This window comes from Alteromonas sp. Cnat2-8 (assembly GCF_022348355.1).
Lineage (GTDB): Bacteria > Pseudomonadota > Gammaproteobacteria > Enterobacterales > Alteromonadaceae > Alteromonas > Alteromonas macleodii.
On the sequence record NZ_JAKREX010000001.1, the window covers coordinates 895,895 to 921,424 of the forward strand.

General features: G+C 44.8%; 23 protein-coding genes. 15 read left to right on the forward strand and 8 right to left on the reverse strand.

Annotated features, from left to right (window positions below):
- Positions 1 to 38: 38 nt before the first annotated feature.
- Complete coding sequence (locus MHN00_RS03885) at positions 39 to 1,514, reverse strand: catalase (RefSeq protein ID WP_239300322.1); 1,476 nt, start codon at positions 1,512 to 1,514, stop codon at positions 39 to 41.
- A 437-nt stretch (positions 1,515 to 1,951) separates the two neighbouring features.
- On the opposite strand from MHN00_RS03885, the gene MHN00_RS03890 reads away from it, so the two are divergent.
- On the forward strand, positions 1,952 to 2,479 hold the full coding sequence (locus MHN00_RS03890; RefSeq protein WP_014948042.1) for a hypothetical protein: 528 nt from the start codon (positions 1,952 to 1,954) through the stop codon (positions 2,477 to 2,479).
- Positions 2,480 to 2,636: 157 nt separating this feature from the next.
- On the opposite strand, the gene yghU is transcribed toward MHN00_RS03890, so the two are convergent.
- From yghU to MHN00_RS03910, 4 genes are all read right to left on the reverse strand, one after another.
- Positions 2,637 to 3,494: a glutathione-dependent disulfide-bond oxidoreductase gene (gene yghU / locus MHN00_RS03895; protein WP_014975482.1), complete on the reverse strand. Its 858-nt coding sequence runs from the start codon at positions 3,492 to 3,494 to the stop codon at positions 2,637 to 2,639.
- 282 nt (positions 3,495 to 3,776) lie between these two features.
- Entirely contained in the window at positions 3,777 to 4,034 is a 258-nt protein-coding gene (locus MHN00_RS03900; protein ID WP_239300324.1) for a hypothetical protein, read from the reverse strand.
- A gap of 310 nt (positions 4,035 to 4,344) precedes the next feature.
- Positions 4,345 to 6,036 carry an NAD-dependent malic enzyme gene (locus tag MHN00_RS03905; protein WP_014948039.1) on the reverse strand — a complete coding sequence of 564 codons (1,692 nt, stop codon included), beginning with the start codon at positions 6,034 to 6,036 and terminating at the stop codon, positions 4,345 to 4,347.
- A gap of 77 nt (positions 6,037 to 6,113) precedes the next feature.
- Positions 6,114 to 8,777, reverse strand: a complete 2,664-nt coding sequence (locus tag MHN00_RS03910) for a PBP1A family penicillin-binding protein (protein ID WP_069943617.1) — start codon at positions 8,775 to 8,777, stop codon at positions 6,114 to 6,116.
- A gap of 136 nt (positions 8,778 to 8,913) precedes the next feature.
- Between MHN00_RS03910 and pilM the strand changes: the two genes are divergently transcribed.
- The 9 genes from pilM (at position 8,914) to MHN00_RS03955 (ending at position 18,045) form a co-directional block, all read left to right on the forward strand.
- A complete protein-coding gene (gene pilM, locus MHN00_RS03915; protein WP_131137956.1) occupies positions 8,914 to 9,981 on the forward strand; it encodes a type IV pilus assembly protein PilM in 1,068 nt (355 codons plus the stop codon).
- Positions 9,969 to 10,547, forward strand: a complete 579-nt coding sequence (locus tag MHN00_RS03920; protein ID WP_014948036.1) for a PilN domain-containing protein — start codon at positions 9,969 to 9,971, stop codon at positions 10,545 to 10,547. Before pilM ends, MHN00_RS03920 begins: the two co-directional genes overlap by 13 nt.
- Positions 10,548 to 10,549: 2 nt before the next feature.
- Entirely contained in the window at positions 10,550 to 11,161 is a 612-nt protein-coding gene (locus MHN00_RS03925; protein WP_014948035.1) for a type 4a pilus biogenesis protein PilO, read from the forward strand.
- Positions 11,158 to 11,685: a pilus assembly protein PilP gene (locus MHN00_RS03930; RefSeq protein ID WP_014948034.1), complete on the forward strand. Its 528-nt coding sequence runs from the start codon at positions 11,158 to 11,160 to the stop codon at positions 11,683 to 11,685. Before MHN00_RS03925 ends, MHN00_RS03930 begins: the two co-directional genes overlap by 4 nt.
- A gap of 2 nt (positions 11,686 to 11,687) precedes the next feature.
- Positions 11,688 to 13,460 carry a type IV pilus secretin PilQ family protein gene (locus tag MHN00_RS03935; protein WP_101563361.1) on the forward strand — a complete coding sequence of 591 codons (1,773 nt, stop codon included), beginning with the start codon at positions 11,688 to 11,690 and terminating at the stop codon, positions 13,458 to 13,460.
- A 269-nt stretch (positions 13,461 to 13,729) separates the two neighbouring features.
- On the forward strand, positions 13,730 to 14,245 hold the full coding sequence (gene aroK, locus MHN00_RS03940; protein WP_014948032.1) for a shikimate kinase AroK: 516 nt from the start codon (positions 13,730 to 13,732) through the stop codon (positions 14,243 to 14,245).
- Between the two features lie 30 nt (positions 14,246 to 14,275).
- Positions 14,276 to 15,343, forward strand: a complete 1,068-nt coding sequence (aroB, locus tag MHN00_RS03945) for a 3-dehydroquinate synthase (protein ID WP_156077807.1) — start codon at positions 14,276 to 14,278, stop codon at positions 15,341 to 15,343.
- A 121-nt stretch (positions 15,344 to 15,464) separates the two neighbouring features.
- Positions 15,465 to 16,937, forward strand: coding sequence for a cell division protein DamX (locus MHN00_RS03950; RefSeq protein ID WP_156077806.1), 1,473 nt, complete (start codon positions 15,465 to 15,467; stop codon positions 16,935 to 16,937).
- Positions 16,938 to 17,163: 226 nt separating this feature from the next.
- Positions 17,164 to 18,045: a Dam family site-specific DNA-(adenine-N6)-methyltransferase gene (locus tag MHN00_RS03955; protein ID WP_239300326.1), complete on the forward strand. Its 882-nt coding sequence runs from the start codon at positions 17,164 to 17,166 to the stop codon at positions 18,043 to 18,045.
- Positions 18,046 to 18,128: 83 nt separating this feature from the next.
- On the opposite strand, the gene MHN00_RS03960 is transcribed toward MHN00_RS03955, so the two are convergent.
- The 3 genes from MHN00_RS03960 to MHN00_RS03970 form a co-directional block, all read right to left on the reverse strand.
- A complete protein-coding gene (locus MHN00_RS03960) occupies positions 18,129 to 18,329 on the reverse strand; it encodes a DUF2970 domain-containing protein (RefSeq protein ID WP_014948028.1) in 201 nt (66 codons plus the stop codon).
- A gap of 9 nt (positions 18,330 to 18,338) precedes the next feature.
- On the reverse strand, positions 18,339 to 18,647 hold the full coding sequence (locus MHN00_RS03965) for a hypothetical protein (protein WP_014948027.1): 309 nt from the start codon (positions 18,645 to 18,647) through the stop codon (positions 18,339 to 18,341).
- 172 nt (positions 18,648 to 18,819) lie between these two features.
- The gene (locus tag MHN00_RS03970) at positions 18,820 to 19,638 is read right to left on the reverse strand and encodes a TorF family putative porin (RefSeq protein WP_239300328.1); all 819 of its coding nucleotides are present in this window, start codon (positions 19,636 to 19,638) and stop codon (positions 18,820 to 18,822) included.
- A gap of 305 nt (positions 19,639 to 19,943) precedes the next feature.
- Here MHN00_RS03970 and rpe point away from each other — a divergent pair, with 305 nt between their 5' ends.
- The 5 genes from rpe to MHN00_RS03995 all read left to right on the forward strand — a co-directional run bounded on the left by rpe (position 19,944) and on the right by MHN00_RS03995 (position 25,514).
- Entirely contained in the window at positions 19,944 to 20,621 is a 678-nt protein-coding gene (rpe, locus tag MHN00_RS03975; RefSeq protein ID WP_239300330.1) for a ribulose-phosphate 3-epimerase, read from the forward strand.
- A 65-nt stretch (positions 20,622 to 20,686) separates the two neighbouring features.
- A complete protein-coding gene (gene trpS / locus MHN00_RS03980; RefSeq protein WP_039225099.1) occupies positions 20,687 to 21,694 on the forward strand; it encodes a tryptophan--tRNA ligase in 1,008 nt (335 codons plus the stop codon).
- A 100-nt stretch (positions 21,695 to 21,794) separates the two neighbouring features.
- Positions 21,795 to 22,379: an aminodeoxychorismate/anthranilate synthase component II gene (locus MHN00_RS03985; RefSeq protein WP_014948023.1), complete on the forward strand. Its 585-nt coding sequence runs from the start codon at positions 21,795 to 21,797 to the stop codon at positions 22,377 to 22,379.
- A gap of 297 nt (positions 22,380 to 22,676) precedes the next feature.
- Positions 22,677 to 23,843 carry an HDOD domain-containing protein gene (locus MHN00_RS03990; RefSeq protein ID WP_039231175.1) on the forward strand — a complete coding sequence of 389 codons (1,167 nt, stop codon included), beginning with the start codon at positions 22,677 to 22,679 and terminating at the stop codon, positions 23,841 to 23,843.
- 462 nt (positions 23,844 to 24,305) lie between these two features.
- Positions 24,306 to 25,514 carry an aspartate aminotransferase family protein gene (locus tag MHN00_RS03995; RefSeq protein ID WP_014978113.1) on the forward strand — a complete coding sequence of 403 codons (1,209 nt, stop codon included), beginning with the start codon at positions 24,306 to 24,308 and terminating at the stop codon, positions 25,512 to 25,514.
- Positions 25,515 to 25,530: the final 16 nt, after the last annotated feature.

Consider the following 25,530-nt stretch of genomic DNA (forward strand, 5'->3'; position numbering starts at 1 on the left):
AGAGTACATTTTAATAAAGTACTCTGACCCCATTTACTCTATTTGCTGGCTACCGCCTTTCTCACCCGTTCACCATAGTCGCTATCAGCTAGGTCGTATTGCACGAACATTGCCTCTTGAACGTCCTTAGTAGCTTGGCTTAAGCCGTCAGCAATGTTTTTTACCAGCTGCTGTTTTTGATCTTCACTCATAATGCGGTAAAGGTCACCGGCCTGTGAGTAGTTATCTTCGTCACGGTTATCGTAAATATCTAACCATGCGTCTTGCTCTAGCGGCATAGGCGGCTCTTGAACCTCTGGTGCTTCAGCCGGCTCACCAACTCGCGCGCGATTGTTTGGATAGAAGTTGGCTCCACCTCCTGCAAGTGCCGGGTTAATTCCCGCAAAGGCTCCATCTCGTTGATAATTGTGCACTGGACAACGAGGCGCGTTTACCGGTATTTGGTTGTAGTTTGCACCAATGCGGTATCTGTGCGCATCTTGATATCCAATTAGTCGCGCTTGAAGCATTCTGTCTGGCGACGCACCAATACCCGGTACCAAATTGCTCGGCGCGAACGCGGCTTGCTCAGTTTCTGCAAAGTAGTTATCAACATTACGGTTTAACTCCAACTGCCCTACTTCAATTAATGGAAAGTCGCTGTGCGGCCACACCTTCGTTAGGTCAAACGGATTAATGTGGTAATTACGCGCTTCCTCTTCATTCATAATCTGCACATTTACGGTCCACGATGGAAATTCGCCGTTATCAATGCTTTCGACCAAGTCTTGCTGAGCGCCATAAGCAGGCATCTTTGCCGCTTCTTCGCTAGTTAGCGTTTTAATACCTTGGTTAGTTTTAAAGTGCCATTTCACCCAATAGCGTTCGCCTGCGTTATTCCAGAAACTCAGCGTATGAGAGCTATAGCCATTCACATGACGATATGAAAGTGGAATACCGCGATCAGACATCAAGATTGTCGATTGGTGTAATGACTGAGGGTTGTTCGCCCAAAACTCATACACGGCCTGCGGATCCGGCAAATTCGTACGCGGGTTTTTCTTTTGACTGTGAATGAAATCAGGAAACTTGATGCCATCTCGTAAGAAGAATACCGGAGTATTATTTCCTACCATGTCCCAGTTTCCCTGTTCGGTATAAAACTTCACTGAGAAACCACGAGGATCTCGGGCATAGTCACTTGAATCCTGACCACCACCTACGGTAGAAAAGCGCAAAAACACGTCGGTTTTTTGCCCCTCTTTTTGCAGAAAGTCTGCAATAGTGTAGTCAGATAAGCTCTTAGTTAGCGTAAAGGTGCCATATGCAGCACTGCCCCTTGCGTGAACTACACGCTCTGGAATCCGCTCGCGGTTGAAGTGCGCAAGCTTCTCAAACAAATAATGGTTGTCGAACGTAACCGGCCCGCGTGGCCCCGCTGTTCGGCTCTGATTATCATTGGCAACGGGCGCACCATTGCTAGACGTTAGCGCAGTAGGTTTTATAGCTGCACCTGAAAATGGACACTTACTCATTGCGAATTCCTTCTGTTTATTTCTCACCGATTTTTAGTCTTACTAAAATTGGGTGTCAGTGTGTGATTAAAGAAATGGTGTTAATCACGCTTTTCGTTTAAACAAATAATCACTGATTTAATAAAACAATTAAAACGAACAAAATAGATAGTTGTAATCGTAATTACTGAATCATTGTCCGAAATTAGTTTCATTCTTAGGATGCATTGATGTGGTGTTATCGAGACAACGAATACGCGAGGCTTTTTATGTCGCTGTATTTAATGTCAGGTAAGCGTTAAGCGGCGTCTCTCCTGTTATTAAGCCAGCACCAGAACGCTTTAAGGCCACAGCACATTTGTCTCTCTGCGTATTACTTTTTTGCAATGAAAGTCTAGCTTTGACCTTTGTCCGTAACTAAAGAGGCAAACGTTTGTCTAATGCTAAGGGCTTGAGACATGGCAAAGCCACTCATCTTCATTACTGGTTTTTTAATGCTGTGCATTATCACTTTTGCGTCTTGGAAAACCTTTGAAACATTAAGCCATTTCAACGATAAAAATAACGAGCTTTCTTTTATGGGCAGCTCAGGATGGCAGTGGCACAACAAATCACAGGGGCTTCAAATAAAACGAGTCGATGGCTATTTGCCTGCGCTGAGAAAAGTATCTAAGAGCAAAGAATATGCATCGCTCATTACTATTACAGAAAGCGGCAGCTATCGCGGCTTTGTGTTTTTCGACCAAGATTGTGAAGAAGGCGCTATTGTCTCTGAGAAAGTAACTTACGCCGATACCAAATCACCACAAATTGAAGTGTTGCACTGCCTTCATGGAAAGCTGGTGTACATAAAAAATTGGCCGGCAGTACCCACTGAACGCTGGCGAGGTCGTGTGGGCAATTTTGAATTTAATGAAGCTTTGAATGAGTGGGATTTCACACCACTTCAAAAAGCCTATCTAAAGAGTGTTGCAGAGCTCATCTGAAAATTGGGGTCAGAGTACTTTTTTAAGCTATCGGGCCAGAGTAAGTTCTGACCCCGTTTTATGTTGGTGCCCTACGTTAGCCATTCTGATGCTAAAAAGGCGATTAACCAAAGTAATGTACTCTGAACCCAAATTAAATGTACTCTGACCCCATTATTTAGGCTTTGGTGAGTGCGTCGTCGATATCTTTTGCGCTGTGGCGGTTTTCTAACTGACCATCGTCACCCCAGGTCTTATTGACAATACGACCACGTTTAACGCCTTCTCGCTGCTCTAGTTGCTTAGCCCAGCGGACTAAATTGGTGTACTCGTGCACTTGAAGGAAAGTGGCTGCATCGTACAGATTTCCGAGCACTAAATTGCCGTACCACGGCCATATAGCCATGTCAGCGATACTGTACTCGCTACCTGCCATAAACTCATTGTTTGCTAAGTGCTTGTCTAGCACATCTAACTGGCGCTTAGTTTCCATGGTAAAGCGGTTGATAGGATATTCCATTGGATATGGCGCATAGCTGTAGAAGTGCCCGAAACCACCGCCTAAGTAAGGCGCTGATCCCACCTGCCAGAACAGCCAGTTGAAACATTCCGCCTTTGCATGGGCGTCTTGCGGAATGAACTTACCGAATTTTTCCGCCAAGTAAACTAAGATTGACCCAGACTCGAATAGCTTGGTTTCTGGTGACGTTGTCGTGTCGACCATAGCAGGAATTTTACTATTCGGATTAACGTCAACAAACCCAGAAGAAAACTGATCGCCCTCACCAATGTTAATCAGCCAAGCGTCGTATTCTGCTTCGCTCACTCCAGCTGCCAACAACTCTTCAAGCATGATGGTAACTTTCTGACCATTAGGCGTAGCTAACGAGTATAGCTGCAAACCATGTTCACCATTAGGACGAGCCTTCTCATGGGTAGCGCCTGACACAGGACGATTAATGCTGGCCCATTTGTTGCCGTCATCCTCAGCCTGAGTCCAAACTTCTGGTGGTGTGTAGTTACTTTCTGTCGACATAGCAATTCCTTTAAATGACTTTATCGTTAAGGTTAGTGCAATACATAGCTACTAAGAACAGCTTTTAAAGACTTATAGCTCAACACTGTCGACTAATAAACGGCGATATACGTTTATTGACATAAAAAAGCCGCGCTTTAGCTTTATCCAGAGCGCGGCTTTATGAATAAAAGGCGAGCAGTCCGTTGCCCGCAAACTGGAACTATCGATAGTTGCTATAAAGCTTTATGCCAGCGATAACCGAGGCAGAATCGATAGCGTGTAAAAAGGATTAGCCGCGAATTACTTAACCTCGTAGTAGGCATCAATTAAGTCGGACTCATCCAGATAAGCAAACATTTCACTTTGCTCATCCACTGGGCTTTCTGAAACTGTACTAGCAGCCGTTTTAGCAGCCTTTTCATCTTGTGCTGTAACATCAACATTAGGTGCATCGCAAGCTGAGAGTGTTGCAAGAGCGGCCATAACTAATGACGTAGAGAATGAGCGCTTAATAATTCGCGCGTAGAAAGGACTTACCTTGTTTTTTAACGTGGTCATCAATAACACCCCTTGCTCCTTGTTGTAACTATAAAGAGGTATATCAATCATTGTGCCAACAAGAATTAATCATTTAATAACAGTGGGTTACTAACTTATTAACGAGAATGCATATGAGCAACACATAGGAAATGTTGCGCATAGGCAACACCATATTACATTTGGTTGGAGTTCGGCCGCGAAATGGATGAAGTTCGAGCAGTGAGACGGTGGCTTACTTCAGCTTTTGGGTTGTAAGTCATGGTGAAAGCGTTGCTCACAAGTACAAAAAAAGCAGGCTAAGCCTGCTTTTTTATAACGTTAACGGATACTAGATGCTTACCCGCTTGTAAGGGCGGTACTCTGCTTTCCAGAAGTTACGCTCAATGCTGGCGCGCAATGCGTCGTCAGACATTTCAAGAGCAAGTCCCTGTTCCATCGCTACTCTACCCACCTCAAAAGCAATCTCTCTGCTAATTTCTGCAATGGCAGCAAGGGGTGGCAATAGTGAACCCTGACCCGTGTTGACTAATGGCGACGCTGAAGCAAGTGCGTTACTTGCAGCCATCAGCATTTCGTCACTAATAAGCTTCGCTTTAGATGCAACAACACCAAGGCCAATGCCCGGGAAGATGTAAGAGTTGTTGCATTGAGCGATAGGGAATATTTTGCCATCGTACTCTACAGGCTTGAACGGACTACCTGTAGCAATAATCACGTCACCTTCTGTCCATTCAATCACTTGCTCAGGACGCGCTTCAACTTGTCGTGAGGGGTTACTTAACGGGAAGATGATTGGCAGTTCACAACCTTGCTTCATGGCACGGATAACTTGTTCAGTGAACAAGCCAGGCTGGCCTGAAACACCAATAAGTACGTCTGGCTGCGCGCAGTGCATAACATCAAGTAGTGACGCATAATCTCCACTGAACGTCCAATCAGCCAAGTCAGCATTTTTCTGCTGAAGCTTTTGTTGGAAGTCGCGTAGACCTTCCATGCCTTCGGTTACCAAACCAAAACGGTCAATCATGAACACTTGCTTACGTGCTTGTTCATCAGTCAGGCCTTCAAATACCATTTGTTGAATGAGCATTTCAGCAATACCACAGCCTGCCGAACCCGCGCCCACGAACACCACCTTCATGTCGCGTAGCTTTTGCTGCTTGGTTTTACATGCCGCCAAAATAGTACCAAGGGTAACGGCAGCAGTGCCTTGTATATCGTCGTTAAAACAACACACGTCGTTGCGATAGCGGTTTAATAACGGCATAGCATTTGGCTGCGCAAAATCTTCAAACTGAATCATTACATCGGGCCAGCGTCGCTTCACAGCGTTAATGAACATATCAACAAATTCGTCGTATTCTTCCTGTCCAATACGCGGATGGCGCGCCCCCATATACATTGGGTCGTTTAGCAGCTTTTCGTTGTTAGTACCTACATCTAACATTACGGGTAATGTGTATGCTGGACTAATTCCACCACACGCAGTGTAAAGCGATAGTTTACCGATAGGAATGCCCATTCCGCCAATACCTTGGTCTCCCAAGCCTAAGATGCGTTCACCGTCAGTCACAACAATCACTTTCACTTTGCGCTTCGTAGCATTGCGAACAATGTCATCAAGCTGGTGACGTTCTTCATACGACACAAACAAGCCACGCGAACTGCGATAGATATCTGAAAACTGCTCACATGCATCACCTACAGTAGGGGTGTAGATGATGGGCATCATCTCATCGATGTGCTTTTGAATTAGGCGGTAAAACAAGGTTTCGTTATTGTCTTGAATTGCGCGCAGATAAATATGCTTGTTTAGTGCTTCGTCAAAACTGCTGTATTGCATGTAAGCACGTTCAACCTGCTCTTCGATGGTTTCGTACCTTGGTGGCACTAGACCCGTCAGGTTAAACGCCGCACGTTCCCGCGCAGTGAAGGCACTGCCTTTATTCAGTAGGGGGGTTTCCAGCAATGAAGGGCCGGCATGAGGAATATAAAGATATCGCTGTGAATCTTCTGACATTGGTTTTCCGATAATGTGTTCAGGCAAATACATCACCTAAGCCTGAAGCGGCACGCGTGCAACGTGCCTCTTAGTAATTAGAATATTTCTTCTGGCTCAGGCGCAGTAGTCGTATCCTGCGTGGCCGGATCCAACACTTCGTCATCGCGAACATAAGTCGTTGGCTCGGTTCCCTGCAGGAAATATTCGAATAGTGTCGTATGGTCTGTTCGTCTGGTCAACTTTCCACTGGTACGATCAATGCGAACACGCACTATATTCTCTGGTACGGGCATTGGCGTATGTGGTTTATTTTCTAGAGCATGTTGCATAAATCTGATCCACGCTGGCTCAGCAGCTTTAGCTCCATCTTCAATGCCGATCATGGCGTTGCCTATCCAGTTGAATTTCTCAGCATTCTTGTTAATGAGGTTTTGGTTTCGCGTAGCTCGCCCTAACTGGCGCCCCATGTTGTCGAAGCCTACCCATGTGGTGGCCACCAAATCTTTGTGGAAACCACTGAACCACGTGTCTCGCGAGTCATTCGTGGTTCCCGTTTTCCCAGCTATGTCAGTACGCTGAAGAATATTACGAGCACGCCAGCCGGTGCCTAACCAATAGGTTTTCTTGCTCCAATTTCCGTTTGCTCTCACAGCCGTTCGCATCATTTCTGCCACTAAGAAAGCGTTTTGAGCAGTAATAACCTGAGGCGCAATCACTTTTTCTGCAGCTTCGTCATCATCGACGTCGCCAAGTAAAATATCTTGATTTAGTTCAGCGGCAAGTAAGGCTTCAATATCGGCTTCTTCGTCTTCAGGTAGTATTTCTGGATCGCTTTGATTTTCACAACGATTGCACGCCCAAACTGGGTTTGCTTTCCAAAGCTCATCGCCGTTTTCATCAAGCACTTTGCTGATAAAATGAGGGTTTACTAAGTAGCCACCGTTCGCAATGACCGACATACCTCTTACTACTTCAAGCGGCGTATGTGAACTCGACCCAAGGGATACGGTTTCGTCAAGTGGGATATCGTCTTTATTAAAACCAAAGCGTGTTAAGTAATCGGCCGTTTCTCTAAGACCAACACCACGCAATAGTCGAACCGATACCACGTTCTTCGATTTACCAAGGGCTTTACGCATTCTAATTGGGCCGTCGTATTCAGCTGGCGAGTTTTGCGGTCGCCAAGCTACACCCGTCGCCGCATTCCATTGGTTAATAGGAGCGTCATTGATGATGGATGCAAGGGTATAGCCACTGTCTAATGCAGCAGAATAAACGAAAGGCTTGATGTTCGAGCCCACTTGGCGCTTGGCCTGTGTTGCTCGGTTAAACTGGCTTTGATAAAAGCTGTAGCCACCAACAACCGCTTCAACCGCACCGTTTTTCGGATTAAGTGCGATAAACGCTCCGCTCACCTCAGGGATTTGCGAAATGCGCCACTGCCCTTCTTGCTGTCTGATATAAATGACCGCCCCTTCTTGAGTCACATCTGAAGCGCTTTTGGGGTCACTTCCCTGCCTAAAGTCAGTAATGTAGCGTCGGGCCCAATCTAGTCCATCCCACTCTACCGTTATTGCTTTGCCATCTACAGACAACACTTCTATCGACTGCTCATTTACTTTCGTAACAACCGATGGCAAAAGAGGTTTAATGTGAGGAATCTCTTCAAGCACGCGCATGATTGATTCGTTATCCCACTCTTCTCGTGTTGTCTTATCGCTTATGTCATAGCTCAATGAAAGTTGTGGAATCGCGTCATCCTTTCCTTCTGGCTTAGGAATATTCCATAAGTAGCCAAGGGCACCTTTATAGCCATGACGCTCATCATAGTCATGAAGATTTCGAACCACCGCGCGCTGAGCAGCTAATTGAAGATCTGACGTTGCAGTCGCAAAAACTTGGTATCCGCCGGTTTCTGCCTCTTCTTTTCCATAAATCTCTACCATTTCGTTATAAATGGTGTCAGCCAAATAAGGCGCATCCACTTCAATTTCAGCACCGTGCTTCTTCGCTGAAACTGGCGCATTGGCAGCTTCATCGAACTGCGCTTTAGTGATGTACTCTTCGTCAAGCATACGAAGTAAGACCACGCGTCTGCGTTCGACAGAACGTTGCGGCCCGCTGATAGGGTTAAGCACTGATGGCGCCTTGGGAAGACCTGCAATAGTAGCAATTTGAGCTAAAGAGAGTTCGTTAAGCGGTTTGCCATAGTACACTTGGGCGGCCGCCCCAAAACCAAAAGCTCTATGGCCCAATTCGATTTTGTTGAGGTACAGCTCAAGAATTTCCTGCTTAGAAAGCTCTTGCTCCATGTGCAGTGCTATAAAGATCTCTTTGATCTTTCTGATATAGGTTTTCTCCCGACTGAGGAAAAACCCTCGTGCTAGCTGCATGGTTAACGTACTTGCTCCCTGACGCTTTTCGCCAGTAAGGACTAAACTTACTGCAGCACGCATTATACCAATGGGGTCAATACCGTGGTGTTCGTAGAAGCGACTGTCTTCGGTAGCGAGTATGGCGTTAATTAATTCTTGCGGGACTTCCTCAAGTTTTACGGGGATCCGCCGTTTAACTCCATACTGTGAAATAAGTTTTCCGTCTTTGGTGTATATCTGCATGGGTGTTTGCAGGCGTACATCCTTAAGTACAGTAACACTTGGTAGGTCAGGTTTGATATAAAAGTAAATACCTACCAGTGCTGCAAAACCAAGAAGGCCTGATAGAAAACTAAATAAAATAAGTGGTTTGATGTACTTCACTGTAACGGATACCAAGACATTTTGTTGAAATGACGTATATTTTATACGTATGTGTTATCTCTAGAACCATACGCATAAGACTATTAGAGTAACATTGTACTTTAGAGCAACTACCTTTGAAACTGGACACTTGCACATGAAATCGCTGTTTAAGAAAAAGCTGCCGCCCATTGTGGGCTTAGATATAGGCACGCGTCAAATAAAAGCGGTGTGGTTAGAGCAATCGAAAGACGGGTTCGTCCTTCAAGGGTATGCCTGTGAGCCAATTAACAAAATCGCTTTCTCTGAGCGTGATATTAAAGATTATGAGTCAGTAAGCATTGCTCTCAAGAAAATTCGAAAGTCGCTAAAAACAAAATTAAAGCTGGCAAATGTTGCTGTGGCTGGTACGTCAGTGATCAGTAAAATCGTCTATATGGACCCAGAGCAAAGCGATTACGATTTAGAAAATCAAATTGAGATCGAAGCCGACAGTCTCATTCCCTATCCGCTTGAAGAAGTATATTTGGATTTTGAAGAAATGGGGCCAAGCACAACGCACACTGGAAAAGTAAATGTATTACTTACCGCTGCGCATAAAGATTTGGTAGACAGTCGCTTGCTGCTTGCAAGAGAAGCTAACTTTGAGCCCAAAATTGTTGATATGGAAAATTATGCCATCGGCAATGCCATTGACTTTTTCCATACGCCTCATACCGAAGACATGCCACTTTGCTGTATTAATGTGGGCGCCTCGCTACTTCAAATATGCGTAATAAAAAACGGCGACGTCATCTACACCAAAGAGCACGCCTTTGGCTTAAATCAACTAATTAACGATATTAGCGCCATTCATATGGTTGAGCGTGAAACCGCAGAGCGTCAGCTACTTGATGGCACGCTGTCTGGAAATTGGGTGGAAGATACGCTTCCTATATTTGCCGCTAACCTACAGCAAAATATCAACCGTGCATTACAAATGTATATGAGCACGCTACATGCAGAGCGCCCCACCAAAATACTGTTTAGCGGCGGTGCCGCTACTATTGAACCGTTAGTCGACATTTTAAAACAAGACTTAGGCCTAGAGGTTGATTGCTTCAATCCGTTTAGCAACATGTCGATAAACCCTAAACTTGATGCCACGAGACTTAGCAAAATTGCACCACAGCTTGCGATTGCAGCGGGTCTAGCGAGCCGGAGCTTTACGCCATGGCACATGTAAATTTACTACCTTGGCGAGAGAAGCAGCGCCAACATCAAAAACAACAATACTTGGCAGGGCTACTTGCCGTTGCCGCCATTGTAGGATTGATTTTTTGGTTCATTGGTCAAGCTATCGACCAGCAAATAAGTAATCAAAACTCGCGTAATCAATACCTTGAACGGGAAATCGCGGTTTTAGATGCGCAAATTGCAGAGATAAAAAAGGTTAAAGATAGTAAAAATGCCATTGAGCAGCGCATGGCATTAATTGAGCAACTGCAAGCAAGTCGTAATGTGGCTCCTATAGTATTTGATGAACTTGCTAAACTCGTTCCTCCCGGTGTGGCCTTTGAGTCTATGACCAGAAGCAATAACCGTATTGAGATTGAAGGGACTAGTGATTCGAACAATCGTCTTTCCGACTTTATGCGCGCGCTGGACAACTCGAAAGTGTTCGTTGCCGCAGAGCTTTCTACCATTAAATCTGACAGCAGTGCAGCGAGAGCGATTAGCAACTTTACGCTTACGTTTTCGATAAACCCCAATGTTGCTCCGCTAGAAATAGAAAGTAGTGAGGCGCAATAACCATGAAGTTTGATGTTTCAAAACTAAAAGAACTCAACGAACTCGACTTTGAACAAATCGCTATTTGGCCAAACGAAGTTCGCATTGTTGTGGCGGCGTTTGTCGCAATATTGGTAGGTGCGTTGAGCTACTACATGCTAATAAGCCCCAAATTACCGATTAAAGATGCGGCTGAATTAAAAGAACAAGAACTAAAGTTACAGTTCGAAGCAAAGTACCGCATTGCGGCTAATTTAGAAGCTTACCAAGCCCAACTCGCGCAAATTAAAGAAGACTTCTCGTCTATGCTGAAAAGTCTTCCAACCAGCAACGAAACACCGGGTTTGCTTGACGATATCACTTACGTTGGTACCGCATCGGGCCTCACGTTTGAATTGCTTAACTGGCAACAAGAAGTACCAAAAGAGTTTTACACCGAACTACCTATCGAAATGGAAGTAAGCGGTGGCTATCACAACTTTGGCGAATTCGTTTCCAAAGTTGCGGATTTACCTCGTATCGTTACGCTTCACGATTTTGACATAAAGCGTGAAGCAAATGGTCTGTCGCTGAAGCTGCAGGCGAAAACTTATCGTTCGGAAAACTCGACAGACATTGAAGGAGATGAACAATGATTCGTTCGTTTTTATCTCTTTTAATCATATTGTTAGTAACAGGCTGTTCACCTAAACTCGACGATCTGCATGCCTATACACAGAGTGTTAAAGAGCGTGCTCAGCCACAAATTGAACCGTATCCAGAATTCAAGACTCACCCACCTTTTAGTTATTCGGCAAGCGCCTTAAGAAGCCCGTTCGATCGCCCTAAGAACAACGCAGCTCCAGTAGCAAAAGCGCGGGTAGAAAACTGTTTACAGCCAAACTTCCAGCGCCCTAAAGAAGCATTGGAAGCCTATGGCGTGGACGCCCTCGCACTGACTGGCAACTTTGCCGTTAAAGGAGTGCAGTGGGCATTATTGAAAAGTAACGATGGCGTATTACATAAAGCTAAAGTAGGGAGTCGTATCGGCTTGTTTTATGGCAAAATTACGCAAATTAGCACCGACTCAATTACTATTGAACAGTTATTACCTGATGGTGCGGGCTGCTGGCAAAGGAAAACAACAACAATGACTACAGCATCGAAGGCGGGAGAGTAAGCATGGCCGAACGATACATATTTAACAAATCTCTGAATCGTAGAGTGCCTAGATGGTATTGGCTGGCTTTCGCTGTGGCTGCAATATTTTCATTAACCGTATTTGTTTCGCCAGTAAAAGCCCAAGAGCCTTTGTTAGTCGACCCTGATACTAAACGAAATGCATCAACCGTTACCACCACGGTCACAAACATCGACTTTACTCAAGCAGCTAACAATACCGCTGTAACACTGGTGAGTTTTGAGGGCCAAGCGCCAAAGCTTCAGCTTATTGAGTCACAAGGAAAAGTATCCCTTACATTACCAAACACCAAGTTAGGCGAAGACCAATTGGTAGAACTTAATGTGGCTGATTTCGGCACCTTGGTTTCTACCATCGAGACATTCGAAGATAAAGATGGGGCGCGTATTGAGGTTAATTATTCGGGCCCAGTTACGGTTCAAAATACGGTAAAAGACGGCGTAATTCGTATGGCGATAACGCCAATGGACAGCGCGCAGCAAGACGCCTTGGAAGCGGAAAAGAAATACACAGGCGACCCCATTTCGCTCGATTTTCAAGATGTTCCTGTGAGACAAGTTTTACAAATTATTGCGCAGGTTAATGGGTTTAACTTAGTGACCACCGACACCGTAACAGGAAACGTAACGATAAGCTTGTCGGGCGTTCCGTGGGATCAAGCTCTCGACATGATTTTGCGTGTTAAAGGTCTGGATAAACGCTTAGAGGGCAACATTTTATTAATTGCACCGGCTGAAGAACTATCGGCTCGTGAAACCCAAGCCCTTCAATCTAAAAAGCAAGTTTCAGACTTAGCGCCTCTTCATACGGTTAATATTCCTGTTAACTATGCAAAAGCTGCTGCCCTGGCCACGATCTTAAAGTCGACAGAGGGCGGGATCTTATCTGAGCGAGGGGGTGTTACAGTAGACGAACGAACCAACACTTTACTTATTCGCGACACGTTAGCCTCTATTGATGAAGCAAGAAAAACCATCAATGCGTTAGATATTCCAGTGAAGCAAGTGCTGATTGAAAGCCGTATGGTTACTGTGCTTGACGATGTAGACGAGCAGCTTGGCGTTCGTTGGGGTTTCAGCGACCGTCAAGACGATAATGGTGTGTCGGGAAGCCTTGAGGGCGCAGACACCATTGCCGGCGGCATAGTGCCTAGCATTGATAATCGCCTTAATGTGAACCTGCCTGTGACCAGCGCCGCGGGTAGCATTGGCTTTCAAATTGCGAGCTTGGTTGATGGCACCATATTAGACCTTGAGCTTTCCGCACTAGAATCTGAAAACAAAGGCGAAATTATTGCGAGTCCTCGTATTACGGTTGCTAACCAGCATGAAGCTTACATTGAACAAGGTACGGAAATACCTTACGTACAAGCAACGTCTAGCGGTGCGACTTCAGTAGAGTTCAAAAAAGCCGTTTTGTCACTGAAAGTTACGCCACATATTACGCCTGATAATCGCATTATTTTGGATTTAGTTGTTACGCAAGATACCCGTGGCGAAACCGTTTCTACGTCTACTGGTGAGGCCGTAGCCATCGATACCCAAGAAATTAAAACGCAGGTATTGGTAGAAAACGGCGAAACCATCGTATTAGGTGGCATATTCCAACAAACCAGTTCTGATGGCGTGTCGAAAGTGCCTTTGTTTGGTGATTTGCCTGTCGTTGGTGCCCTTTTCAGAAACTCGTCACAACTTCAGCAAAAACGAGAACTACTTATCTTTGTGACACCCAAGATAGTCACTGAAAGACCATAATCCTCATTTTTAGCCTTCAAAAAAGCGCATTTTTGTGCGCTTTTTTGGTTTTCAGCCTTTTTTTGTAACTAAATTTACAGGTATACGCTATTTGTTAGTAACAAAACTTGCAACGCCTTGCATGAAACTGAGATAATCCCCGCCTCGAAATTTAAGCGAGGTTTAAGGAGTGGTGCTTATTGGACACTAAATAGGCACGAGTCAATGGGTAGGCTGGTAAGGCAACAGTGCACTGCCCCTAACATGATTAAGTTGTGATATAAGCAAATATGGCTGAAAAACGTAATATCTTTTTAGTTGGCCCAATGGGTGCTGGCAAAAGTACCATCGGTAGACATCTGGCAGACGAACTTCACCTAGACTTTTTTGATTCGGATCAGGAAATTGAGCGCCGCACGGGTGCAGACATTGCCTGGATCTTCGACCTTGAAGGCGAAGACGGTTTCCGTAAACGCGAAGAAAACGTCATTAACGATTTGACAGATAAGCAAGGTATTGTACTTGCTACTGGCGGCGGTTCTATTGTAACTAAAGCTGTGCGTAATCGTTTATCTGCCCGCGGCATCGTTGTTTACCTACAAACGACAATCGATAAGCAAGTTGCCCGTACACAACGTGACAAACGTCGTCCTTTGCTACAAAACGAAGATCCAGAACAAGTACTTCGCGATCTTGCAGAAATGCGCAACCCGCTTTACGAAGAAGTTGCTGATTACATTGTTGATACAGACGACCAAAGTGCGCGTGCTGTAGCGAATCAGATTATCAGTAAAATTGGTTTATAAATTAAATATGTAATAGGAGGTGCTACGCCAATGTCAACCTTAACTGTGGAACTTGGAGAACGTAGCTATCCTATACAGATAGAGGCTGGGCTGCTTTCGCAACCTGGCCTTTTTAGTGCCTATATAAAAGGCCCACTTGCCGTCATTGTTACCAACGAAACTGTTGCCCCACTGTATTTAGAAACCGCTAAAGCGGCGTGTGGTAATGTTCAGGTTGAAACCATTATTTTGCCGGACGGCGAGCAACACAAAAATCTTGCCCAATTCGAAGTGGTTATGACACGCCTTCTTGAGCTAAACGCTGCAAGAGATACGACACTTATCGCACTTGGCGGTGGTGTAATTGGTGATCTTACTGGCTTTGTTGCGGCAACTTACCAACGCGGTGTGCCCTTCATTCAAGTTCCTACAACTTTGCTTTCTCAAGTCGACTCATCAGTAGGTGGAAAAACCGCGGTAAATCATCCTCTCGGCAAAAACATGATTGGCGCTTTTTACCAACCGGTTTATGTGGCCATTGATACTGATACCCTCGCTACATTACCCGCGAGAGAGTTTGCTGCTGGCATGGCAGAGGTCATCAAATACGGTATCATTTACGACGCACCGTTTTTTGAATGGCTTGAAAGTAATGTAGATGCGCTTACGTCGCTTGATACTGAAATTCTTACCCAAGCTATTTCTCGCTGCTGCGAAATCAAAGCAGACGTGGTAGCAAAAGATGAACGTGAAGGTGGTTTACGCGCCATTCTTAACTTAGGCCACACGTTCGGTCACGCTATTGAAGCCGAGCAAGGCTACGGTAACTGGCTGCATGGCGAAGCGGTAGCCGCTGGTACTATAATTGCTTGTAAAGCTGCTGAAGCATTAACGTGGTTTGAAGCGTCAGAAACACGACGCGTATCGTCGCTATTTGAAGCATTTGCTTTACCGGTTGCAGGCCCAAATAGTATGACAAAGGATGACTACGTTAAGCATATGAAACGCGATAAAAAAGTGGAAGCTGGCAGTATTCGATTTGTACTTCCTCAAGGCATAGGCAAAGCGGTTGTTACCAAGGACGTCACGGACGCCATTCTTACTGACATCCTTTCTTAGTCATTAGCCCTCGCGACAACCAGGCAACGCGTCTATCTTGACTTCCCTACGTTAGTTGGAATCATGAAGAAATGCGTTGCAGGACAGTTTTTAAAGCAACGGTGAATAAGGGCAAACTCCCATGCAAAGTGAACTGCATGAACGTTTGGAATATTTGGTCAATTACTCTTCTCAGCTGATTTTTGTCAGTGGTGAGTCTATTGCTCAACAACAAAAGACCCTTGAAGCCTTTGTCTTCCAGCAGCACGATGATACCGAGATTGCGTATTTAACTGCGCAAGAAAATATGGAGCCCTCTGACTACCGTCGACAACTTTGTCGGCAGCTTCTTGGTCAAGTGGTGGGTAGCTTCGTTAGGCCTCTAAACGAACTACTTTCCGACCTAAATAGTCACGAAGGTCCAATTCTTATAGCCATCACCCAAGCCCACAATCTTCCTGATGCACTACTGCAAGAACTATGGGACTTGGTGTTACAAAGCCGGTTCGCTGGTAACAAACAGCATTTAAATGTGCTTTTGTTCGCGAATAACGAATGGGCTGAGCGCGCCAAGCAGTGGCTTCCTGCAAAAAATACAGAAACCCCACTAATAATTAGCAGCCAGTCAGTCATTAGCGAACAGCCTAGCTTCGAGTCAGAGCTAGACAAAATGATTGCTTCACGTCGCGAGGCTTTTCAGGCTCATTTAGAAAATAGACAGCGTGAAAATACGCAAACTTTTATCAACCCGTTAAAGTCTAAGTGGTTTTATATCGCTGTTATATGCGTGTTCCTTGCTACATTTTCTGGCCTTATTTACTGGCAGTACGGTAATAAATTAGCATCGATTTTTGCGCCTATTAGTCAACCTTCGCCAGAACCTGAAAGAACGCAGGTTGAGCCCGGCTCTGCTTATAACAAGCTTATAGGCAATGGTGAAACCGATGAAAGCGAAACAACAGCATCAAACTCAGCAACTCAAGCAACCAACCAAATAGGCAACGTAGAGCTTGTTTCCGCGCCCAATGATGATAGTGCAGACGTTGGTGGCTCGTTAATTGATGAATCGTCAGATAACGGTCCGTTGATTACCAATTGGGAAAATGCGGTTTCATCCTTACCTGAAGTTATGCCATCTTCAGAACAGGCAGACAGTAACCAGTTTGAGAATGCCCCGATTGGAGATAATACCACTGATTCCAATGGTTCAGAGGTGGTTAGCAGTGGTGCGCTAAGTGATCAACAATCTGCTCAAGGTGCCAAATCAAACTCGGACGGCGTCAACGATAATGTAACGCCAACCACTGTGGCCAGTGAATCGAGTCAAGAAGGCTGGATTGGGGAAAATGACTACGCTATACAGTTGTTAGCGATGAAAAGTGAGTCTGTTCTCAGTGAGTTCCTACGAGAAAACAATCTAACTGAGCAAACGCGAATTTATAAAACGACGCGCTATGGTGGCGACTGGTTTGTAGTAGTTAACAAGCAAATCTACACGTCGTTATCTCAAGCGCAACAAGCACGAACAAATTTACCCGAATATCCAGGTAAACAAAATGCTTTTATAAAGCGAGGAAACCAAATCCTTTCAGAGATGAGCAAAGCGCAAAATTAAGTCATTTCACAACCGTGTGGTCATAATATTTCCAGTAAATGAGCAAAATTCCGTTCTTGCGACACTTGTTGGTTGTCCGTTTTACTGATGAAAGTTACAATCTACCTTTAGTGTGGTGATATCTGATACTGATCAGCATAAAAGTATAAAGACGACCCTTTCCCTTGGAACGGCGGCGCACGGAAAAACCACCGTCTTCATTCCGTCTAGGTAGTAACGTTTAAGCATGATGCAGAAAAAAAACCGGGCTTTTTTAAAATGGGCCGGTGGCAAATACAGCTTGGTTGAGCATATTCAGGCCAGATTACCGCAAGCCAATAAACTCATTGAACCGTTTGTTGGTGCCGGATCTGTATTTCTGAATACGCAATACAAACGCTACCTGCTTAATGACATCAATCCTGATCTCATCAACTTATACAATTTCCTTAAAGCGCAGCCCGATGCACTGATTAACGATGCACGCTCATTTTTCGACGGAAAACGCAACGAAGAAAAAATGTATTACGCTTTACGAGAAGAGTTTAACGCCACACAAGATGAATATTATCGCGCCATTCTCTTTTTGTATTTGAACCGTCACGGTTACAACGGATTATGTCGTTACAGCCTTCAAGGGCGTTTTAACGTACCTTTTGGCCGCTATAAAAAACCTTACTTTCCAGAAGACGAGATGTTTGTGTTTTCGGAAAAGTCGCAAAAAGCGACGTTTACTTGTCTTCCTTTTGAAAAGGTTTTTTCTAGAGCTAGGCGTGGCAATGTTATTTATTGTGACCCACCGTATGCTCCTATCAGCAAGACTGCAGCGTTTACCAGCTATGCGGCGCGAAGCTTCGGACAAGAATCTCAAGAGAAGCTGGCTGAGCTCGCCACCCGCGCGTCAAAAAAGCGAGGCATACCCGTCCTCATCTCAAATCACGATTTACCGCTAACTCGGTCGCTTTATCACGGGGCAGATTTCAGTATGCTGTCAGTTAAGCGTTCGATAAGTCAAAACGGTGCAAAGCGACAGCCTGTGGATGAAATTTTGGCTTATTTCCCTCCAGCTAACGTCGCACCAAAGCGAAACACTCGAAAAAAGAAGACGTTTCACCGCCCTTCAGTTTAGTGTGTGGTGCCTAAAAAACGTCTTATAGGTAGCGCATCGACCGCCTTACCCGCATACGATTTTAATGTGTATTCACGCAATTGCTATGCGCTATAGCCCGTATACCATTTAACGAACATAAAAAGCGTAACAACAAACAGCACAACCAAGATTACGCCAATGACGGCGAAGCTGATAAAGGTGCCTTTAGTAAAGTCACGTTCGTAGTTTTTATGGCTCTGAACACCAAATAGACTAGCAACTACACTACCTAGAACTGACCAAAAACCAGTACCAGACTGCATAATTTTCCCCTAAGTGTCGTTAGCAGGTGAGGTGAAATCTCGATTACCTTCGTCGCTGTGCATCAACTCAAGTAGGTCTAAAAAGTGGAATTGGAAAGAGGATGATTTCCCCGCTATCCATGACAGCCAACTGACTTCCTCAACACCCTCTTGATGACGGGCACATTGGTTTTGAATATGGCTTGCGGGCAACTTGGGGTTGAACTCCGTAACGGGTTGGAATTCGCATACTGACGAGTGTGAATTTGGCGTACTTGTAACCGCAACGCTAACAAGCGCTACCGCTCCACAAATCGCAAAAAATGGAAGAACCTTCATCCTGAATACTCCTTACACTCGTTTAAAAATTAATCTCATTATAATCAAAAGCAGGTTACGAACAAGTTAAAAATGCGTTGCTTTTTGAAAAATGAAAAGCCTAACGAAAACACATTAGGCTTTTAGTACTCAACGTTTTGATAAAGGCCATCCAATGGCCTCTACAAGGTCATTACAGTTCGAAGTCCATAGAGTATGCTACAGTAAATTTCACTGCGTCGTTATCCAATGCATCGGCACCGTCGTCATCTAAGTTAGTGCCAGTTACAGCGAAGCTAAAACCATCTTTAGCGATCGAAACACCGTAGTCCGCATAACCCTCTACGCCGTTAAATGCTTCAGCGAAATCGCCTTCGTGATAGCCAACGTGGAAACCAAGTTCCGTACCGTTTAAGATCTCCATGCTGTAATCAAGCGAGGTGTACGATGCTTGTGCAAAACCGAAGTCTTGATTTTCGCCTTCGTCAGCTTCAGTGTGCGCTAAAAGGTATACAGTAAGGCTTAACCCACCCATACCTACGGTGCCGTAAACTTCCGCAAAATCAAAGTTTGCTTCATCATCGTAGTTGTAATAAAGGTAACCAAAGTCGTACGCGATACCCTCAGACTCGCCAGAAAAACCAAAGTACATGTCGTGCTCATAAGAGTAAATGTCGTCTGATTCATAGCTTACATTTGATGCCCACGTACCCGCATAAAAACCACTTTCATGCGCGTAATCGATACCACCCTGTACTGCGGCTTCGTTAGTTGTTTGTGTTAGACCACGCCAGATGTAGTTACTGGTTGCACTAGCGTTAGCAGTGAATGAACCTTCTGCATAGCTAGGCATGGCTGTTAACAGACACGCTGAAGAAATAGCAGCGGCAAGTATTGTTCTTTTTGTAGATGTTTTCATGTGTGTTCTCCAGTCAAATTCAAACTTGTTGTAATTCGTTTTTTCTGTCTGTGTTTTCTTTTTTGGTCTGGATAACGCAAAGTTGATGCCCATTTATGGTTCATCAAAAAAACTCGCAAAAAATAAACTAACCAATTGAAATTTAAATTATTATTTCACTTAAAAAATTCATCCGCTGTCACCGAAACAAAAAAACGCTGCATAAAAATGCACCAACATAACGCGCGCTCACCAAAATTGGGCAACGTTCTGACAAAGTCCGTTTATCTTAAATTTCCGTGAAATTAACGCTGATTAACCCTTTGCATAGTAAAGAAGCACGGATTTGGGTAAACTTTCGCAAAGGTGAAACGTAAGTGGCAACGCACCTTGTTGTTTTTAGAATGAAAGGACATGCAATGAAACCATTCCTAATTGCTCCATCAATACTATCGGCCGATTTCGCACGACTTGGCGAAGACGTAGAAAAGGTATTAGAGGCTGGCGCTGATGTGGTGCATTTCGATGTAATGGATAACCACTATGTACCCAATCTTACGTTTGGGCCAATGATTTGCGAGGCGTTAAGAAACTACGGCATTACCGCTCCCATTGATGTGCACCTAATGGTGAAGCCCGTCGATGACTTAATTGAAAAATTCGCGAATGCAGGGGCCAGCTATATTAGTTTTCACCCAGAAGCGTCTGAGCACATAGACCGCTCTCTACAGCTTATTATCGATGCAGGTTGCAAGCCGGGGCTCGTATTTAACCCAGCAACGCCACTACATTACCTTGACCACGCCATGGACAAACTGCACCACATTCTTATTATGTCGGTTAACCCAGGGTTTGGTGGTCAAAAGTTTATTCCTAGCACCTTAGATAAAGTGCGCGCGGTGAAACAGCGTGTATTAAAAAGCGGCTACGATATTCGAATTGAAATTGACGGTGGCGTAAAAGTCGATAACATTCGCGAAATAGCGGAAGCGGGCGCGGATATGTTTGTGGCTGGTTCGGCTATTTTTTCTCAACCCAACTACAGCGATGTCATTGAGCAAATGCGCAATGAACTAGCGTCACTGTCTAAAGCATAATTTTTGAAGCTTTATTTTCTCAAGCTTTATTTTCACAGTATTTAACGTATTACAGGTAAAAAGAAATGAGTAATAAACCCGTTGTATTAAGTGGCTGTCAGCCTTCAGGACAACTTACCCTTGGCAATTATATGGGTGCACTTAAACAGTGGGTTTCCATGCAAGACGACCACGACTGCTTATATATGATAGTGGATTTGCATGCTATTACTGTACGACAAGACCCTAAGCAGCTTGCTGAAGCTTGTCTAGACGGCCTTTCTCTTTACCTTGCTTGCGGTATTGATCCACAAAAAAGTACTCTGTTTTTGCAATCCCATGTGCCTGAACATGCACAGCTATCTTGGGTATTGAATTGTTACGCCCAAATGGGTGAGCTTAATCGCATGACTCAATTCAAAGATAAGTCTGCGAAGAACGAAAATAACATTAATGTAGGCTTATACAGCTACCCTGTACTCCAAGCAGCAGATATTTTGCTATACCAAGCAGATAAAGTACCGGTAGGTGAAGATCAGAAGCAGCACCTTGAATTGACTCGTGACATTGCTACACGTGTTAACAATCTATACGGCGATGTATTTCGTCTACCTGACCCGTATATCCCAGACTTTGGCGCGCGCATCATGAGCCTTCAAGAGCCTGAAAAGAAGATGTCTAAGTCTGACAACAACCCGAATAACTTCATCGGCTTATTAGAAGATCCTAAGAAGTTAGCCAAGAAAATCAAACGTGCCGTGACCGACTCTGACGAGCAAGCTAATATCTACTTTAACCCAACTGAAAAACCAGGCGTGTCTAACTTACTGACCCTACTTTCACTTGCGACGGGTAAATCAATTAAAGAGCTTGAGCCTGAATATACTGACAAAATGTATGGCCACCTTAAAGGTGATGTTGCAGACGCTGTGGTTGCTCTACTTGAACCCATTCAGGCCCGCTATGCTGAAATTCGCGCAGACAGAGCATATCTTGACGACGTAATGCGTCAGGGTGCTGAGAAAGCGTCAGCGCGAGCGGCTGAAACTTTGGCTAAAGTATACAAAGCGGTCGGCTTTATTCCAAAGCCATAACAGCCGAATTCCAACATCTTGCTACACGCCATGAAGGGTTCATTTAATCCTTCATGGCTAAAACCTTCGCAACTTAGAAATACCAAGGACTAGCACTGCTGTGTTGCTGTTAATTGATAACTTCGATTCGTTCACTCATAACCTCGCTCGGTATTTCACTGAGCTCAGCGTCGACGTTGAAGTGGTGCGAAATAACGCACTGACCTTAGACGACATATCTCGCTTAGCGCCTTCACAGTTAGTTATTTCACCGGGACCATGCACGCCAAACGAAGCAGGCATCAGCTTATCTGCGATTGAACATTTTGCAGGCAAGATTCCTATTTTAGGTGTATGCCTGGGTCATCAAGCTATAGGTCAAGTGTTTGGTGCCAAGGTAGTAGGTGCACAAGAGATTAAGCATGGAAAAGTTTCCCCCCTAACACACCGCAACAGTGGCCTGTTCAAAGGCTTACCTAACCCGTTTAACGTGACGCGCTACCACTCATTGGTTTTAGATCCCGCATCGCTACCTGCCTCACTGAGTGTTGATGCATGGTGTGAAACCGCAAAGGGCACAAAGGAAATCATGGCAATTTCCCATAATCATCACCCTATTTGGGGCGTGCAGTACCACCCCGAGTCACTGCTTACCGAACACGGTCATAGCGTACTGGATGCATTTCTTCAGTTTAAATCAATTTAAGTATACGAGTTTGATGCCGATACGCTTTTATAGTGTAAAAGGTTACGCTTGAAGGCCAGAATTACTCGCAATTCACTGATTTTTCGTTTAACTTTTCATAATTCGTTTTAGCCAATGCGCTGAATAAAGATTATACGAAGCATCGCACACGCAATATCAACAGTTGCAGGGTAAATAAGGCTTGCTTGCAAGCAGTAGCTACCATTTTCATCATTACCGTAGCGAAAGTAATAAAGGCCCCTGATGTACGATAATATTGCCGTTCACCAAAAAGTTATGAGCAGGAGTGCTTTTAATATGACAATGGGGGCAACCACACCGCCCACGATAGATGATCGTTTTGAAAATATGATCATATCGCCAGAGCGAGTGCTGGAAATGCTAGGAAGGCGCAAGGTGGGAGAGGTAAGCTTCGAGCAATCGGAGCAAGGTGATGCGCGCAGGCTGCTACTGCACGTTGAAAAAGTGGCGATTGAAAACAAGCGCCTTCAAGAGAAAACCGAAGCGTCATACCTTGAATCAGTGAGTCACCATCTTCACGAGATCCTTCTAGGTGAATTAACAGAGCAGCTAGGCTATACCGACGAACTCGTTCAAAACGTACTTAACTTGCCCGAAAACATCGGCGAGCTTCTTGATGCACTTTCCGTGAAAGCATGCTCGGTTTCGAAACTAGAGCCAATTGCCGCAACAATGCCATGGCTTTATGATGAACTAATCGTTGTGGTGAATACTCCACAATTTAGACGCAAAGACTCCCGTGGGCGTATCATTGTGGTAGAGACACTGCGCACAGCATTGAGCTTTTTGGGTATTGAAAACCTACGCACATTGATACCGTCGCTCATTTTAAAGCGCGCTATGCCTCAGATTACCGACCCTTACCCGCTAATTAAACAAAAGCTTACGCCTTATACGACTGGCGTTGCCATAACGGCGAAACGCCTTGCAGCACTTACGGATTTAAACAAAAACCAGGCTTATACCCTTGCGATGCTCAGTAATTTGGGGCGTTGTGTCGTAACAAGACTTTACTTCAAACTGTTCGATAAAATTCAGCTACACCTGTTGCAAGAATGCCAGAAAGACAAAGAGCAAAAGCGACATGAAGCGCTACTCAAAGTGGCTCCTTCAGCCAACCACCTTATTGCTCTACAGCAAGAATTCGCAGATGCAGTCAGCGCGGATATTCTGGAGTGGATGCATTTAATGCGCTTGCCTATTGCAGAACCTATGCGAGCGTGTGCCGATAAAGTACCCGCACAGCCTAAAACACTCAGTAAGGTACTTCATCAAGCCCGAACCTACACACAAATTCGGATGTTACACCAGTTAAAGCTTGTTGAAATGAAAGAAGTAAAGCCGCTTTTCATGGAGCAACGCTACCCTGCAGGTGCACTCGAAAAACTCAAAACTATTGATATTTTCACCCTTCCTTTGGTGAAAAACGAAGAGAATCATTAATTTTTTAGTGGATATTCATGCACTCGTTATGCACCTTTTTCATTTCATGTGCATGATGCCCCAAATTATTGACGGTTGCTCAATGCCTTGCCCGTTTTTAGCGACATTAAACAGGTAAGGCTTCCAGTCCTATCCCCCCTTTTTTATTGCCTCACAGTGCATTAAAACCCGTATGCAGCCCTTTTCTCAGCGCAAAAATTGATTATTACTAATTGATATAGCCCAGTAGTTAATAGTTATTCACTTTTCCTGCAAATTAAGCCACAGTCCTTATAAATAAAGGGCTGCAGCCCTTTGCATAGAAGACAAATGTTAAAAAAAATGGCATACTGCTGAACAAATCCGATTAGTTTTTACGCGCCCAATTAACGCTTATCGACCAAAGTAGTACTAAAATGTGCTCATAGATTCGATAAGCCAAATCACACAGTGTGATTGGCGCCCAACGCAGAGGTAACAAAGATGAACGTAACTCGCGCTACATTTGATGATGTAATGGTTCCTAACTATAACCCAGCAGGTATGGTACCTGTTCGAGGTGAAGGTTCACGCGTATGGGATCAAGATGGAGCTGAGTACATCGACTTTGCAGGCGGTATTGCAGTTAACGTTTTAGGTCACTGTCACCCAGAGCTTGTGAAAGCTCTTAATGAACAAGGCAGCAAGCTTTGGCACTTAAGCAACGTTTTCACTAACGAGCCAGCCCTTCGTTTAGCTAAAAAGCTAAATGACGCAACGTTTTCAGATAGAGTTTACTTCGCAAACTCAGGCGCAGAAGCGAACGAAGCAGCATTGAAGCTAGCTCGTCGCTGGGCGCTGGACAAGCACGGTGAAGACAAAAACCAAATCATCGCTTTCAACAAAGGTTTCCACGGCCGTACCTTCTTTACCGTAACAGTAGGTGGTCAAGCTGCTTACTCTGACGGTTTTGGTCCTAAGCCAGGCGCTGTTGACCACTGTGACTACAACGATTTAGCTGCCTTTGAAGCGCTAATTTCTGACAAAACCTGCGCGGTAATGATGGAACCGCTTCAGGGTGAAGGCGGTATTATTCCACCTGATGTAGATTTCGTAAAAGGCGTTCGCGAGCTTTGTGACAAGCACAACGCATTACTTATTTTTGACGAAGTTCAGTCGGGTGTTGGTCGTACTGGTCACCTTTATGCCTATATGGGTCTTGGCGTAACACCTGATATCCTAACAACCGCTAAATCTCTTGGTGGCGGCTTCCCAATTGGTGCCATGCTTACCACAGCAGACATCGCTGCACACCTTAAGCCAGGTACCCACGGTAGTACTTACGGTGGTAACCCACTAGCCTGTGCTGTTGCGGAAAAAGCGTTAGATATCGTGAACCAGCCAGAAGTGCTTGAAGGTGTACTTAAGAAAGAGGCCTTATTCCGTGAACTACTAGGTGCTATCAATGAAAAGTACAACGTATTTGAAGAAGTACGTGGTCAAGGCATGCTGTTAGGTTGTGCGTTAAATGAGAAATACCAAGGCCGTGCACGTGACTTCATGATGGCTGCAACGAAAGAGAACCTTATGTGTCTTGTTGCTGGCATGAACGTTATTCGTTTTGCACCTTCACTGGTTATTCCTGATGAAGACATCAAAGAAGGTCTTGCACGTTTTGAACGCGCCGTTGCTGCCGTTGTAAACGCCGAATAATTACAACACGAGTAGC

Bases quoted from the DNA above. Each gene is read 5' to 3' on its own strand.
- MHN00_RS03885 (WP_239300322.1), bottom strand. From the start codon at position 1,514: ATGAGTAAGTGTCCATTTTCAGGTGCAGCTATAAAACCTACTGCGCTA.
- MHN00_RS03890 (WP_014948042.1), top strand. From the start codon at position 1,952: ATGGCAAAGCCACTCATCTTCATTACTGGTTTTTTAATGCTGTGCATT.
- yghU (WP_014975482.1), bottom strand. From the start codon at position 3,494: ATGTCGACAGAAAGTAACTACACACCACCAGAAGTTTGGACTCAGGCT.
- MHN00_RS03900 (WP_239300324.1), bottom strand. From the start codon at position 4,034: ATGACCACGTTAAAAAACAAGGTAAGTCCTTTCTACGCGCGAATTATT.
- MHN00_RS03905 (WP_014948039.1), bottom strand. From the start codon at position 6,036: ATGTCAGAAGATTCACAGCGATATCTTTATATTCCTCATGCCGGCCCT.
- pilM (WP_131137956.1), top strand. From the start codon at position 8,914: ATGAAATCGCTGTTTAAGAAAAAGCTGCCGCCCATTGTGGGCTTAGAT.
- MHN00_RS03920 (WP_014948036.1), top strand. From the start codon at position 9,969: ATGGCACATGTAAATTTACTACCTTGGCGAGAGAAGCAGCGCCAACAT.
- MHN00_RS03925 (WP_014948035.1), top strand. From the start codon at position 10,550: ATGAAGTTTGATGTTTCAAAACTAAAAGAACTCAACGAACTCGACTTT.
- MHN00_RS03930 (WP_014948034.1), top strand. From the start codon at position 11,158: ATGATTCGTTCGTTTTTATCTCTTTTAATCATATTGTTAGTAACAGGC.
- MHN00_RS03935 (WP_101563361.1), top strand. From the start codon at position 11,688: ATGGCCGAACGATACATATTTAACAAATCTCTGAATCGTAGAGTGCCT.
- aroK (WP_014948032.1), top strand. From the start codon at position 13,730: ATGGCTGAAAAACGTAATATCTTTTTAGTTGGCCCAATGGGTGCTGGC.
- aroB (WP_156077807.1), top strand. From the start codon at position 14,276: ATGTCAACCTTAACTGTGGAACTTGGAGAACGTAGCTATCCTATACAG.
- MHN00_RS03950 (WP_156077806.1), top strand. From the start codon at position 15,465: ATGCAAAGTGAACTGCATGAACGTTTGGAATATTTGGTCAATTACTCT.
- MHN00_RS03955 (WP_239300326.1), top strand. From the start codon at position 17,164: ATGATGCAGAAAAAAAACCGGGCTTTTTTAAAATGGGCCGGTGGCAAA.
- MHN00_RS03960 (WP_014948028.1), bottom strand. From the start codon at position 18,329: ATGCAGTCTGGTACTGGTTTTTGGTCAGTTCTAGGTAGTGTAGTTGCT.
- MHN00_RS03965 (WP_014948027.1), bottom strand. From the start codon at position 18,647: ATGAAGGTTCTTCCATTTTTTGCGATTTGTGGAGCGGTAGCGCTTGTT.
- MHN00_RS03970 (WP_239300328.1), bottom strand. From the start codon at position 19,638: ATGGGCATCAACTTTGCGTTATCCAGACCAAAAAAGAAAACACAGACA.
- rpe (WP_239300330.1), top strand. From the start codon at position 19,944: ATGAAACCATTCCTAATTGCTCCATCAATACTATCGGCCGATTTCGCA.
- trpS (WP_039225099.1), top strand. From the start codon at position 20,687: ATGAGTAATAAACCCGTTGTATTAAGTGGCTGTCAGCCTTCAGGACAA.
- MHN00_RS03990 (WP_039231175.1), top strand. From the start codon at position 22,677: ATGACAATGGGGGCAACCACACCGCCCACGATAGATGATCGTTTTGAA.
- MHN00_RS03995 (WP_014978113.1), top strand. From the start codon at position 24,306: ATGAACGTAACTCGCGCTACATTTGATGATGTAATGGTTCCTAACTAT.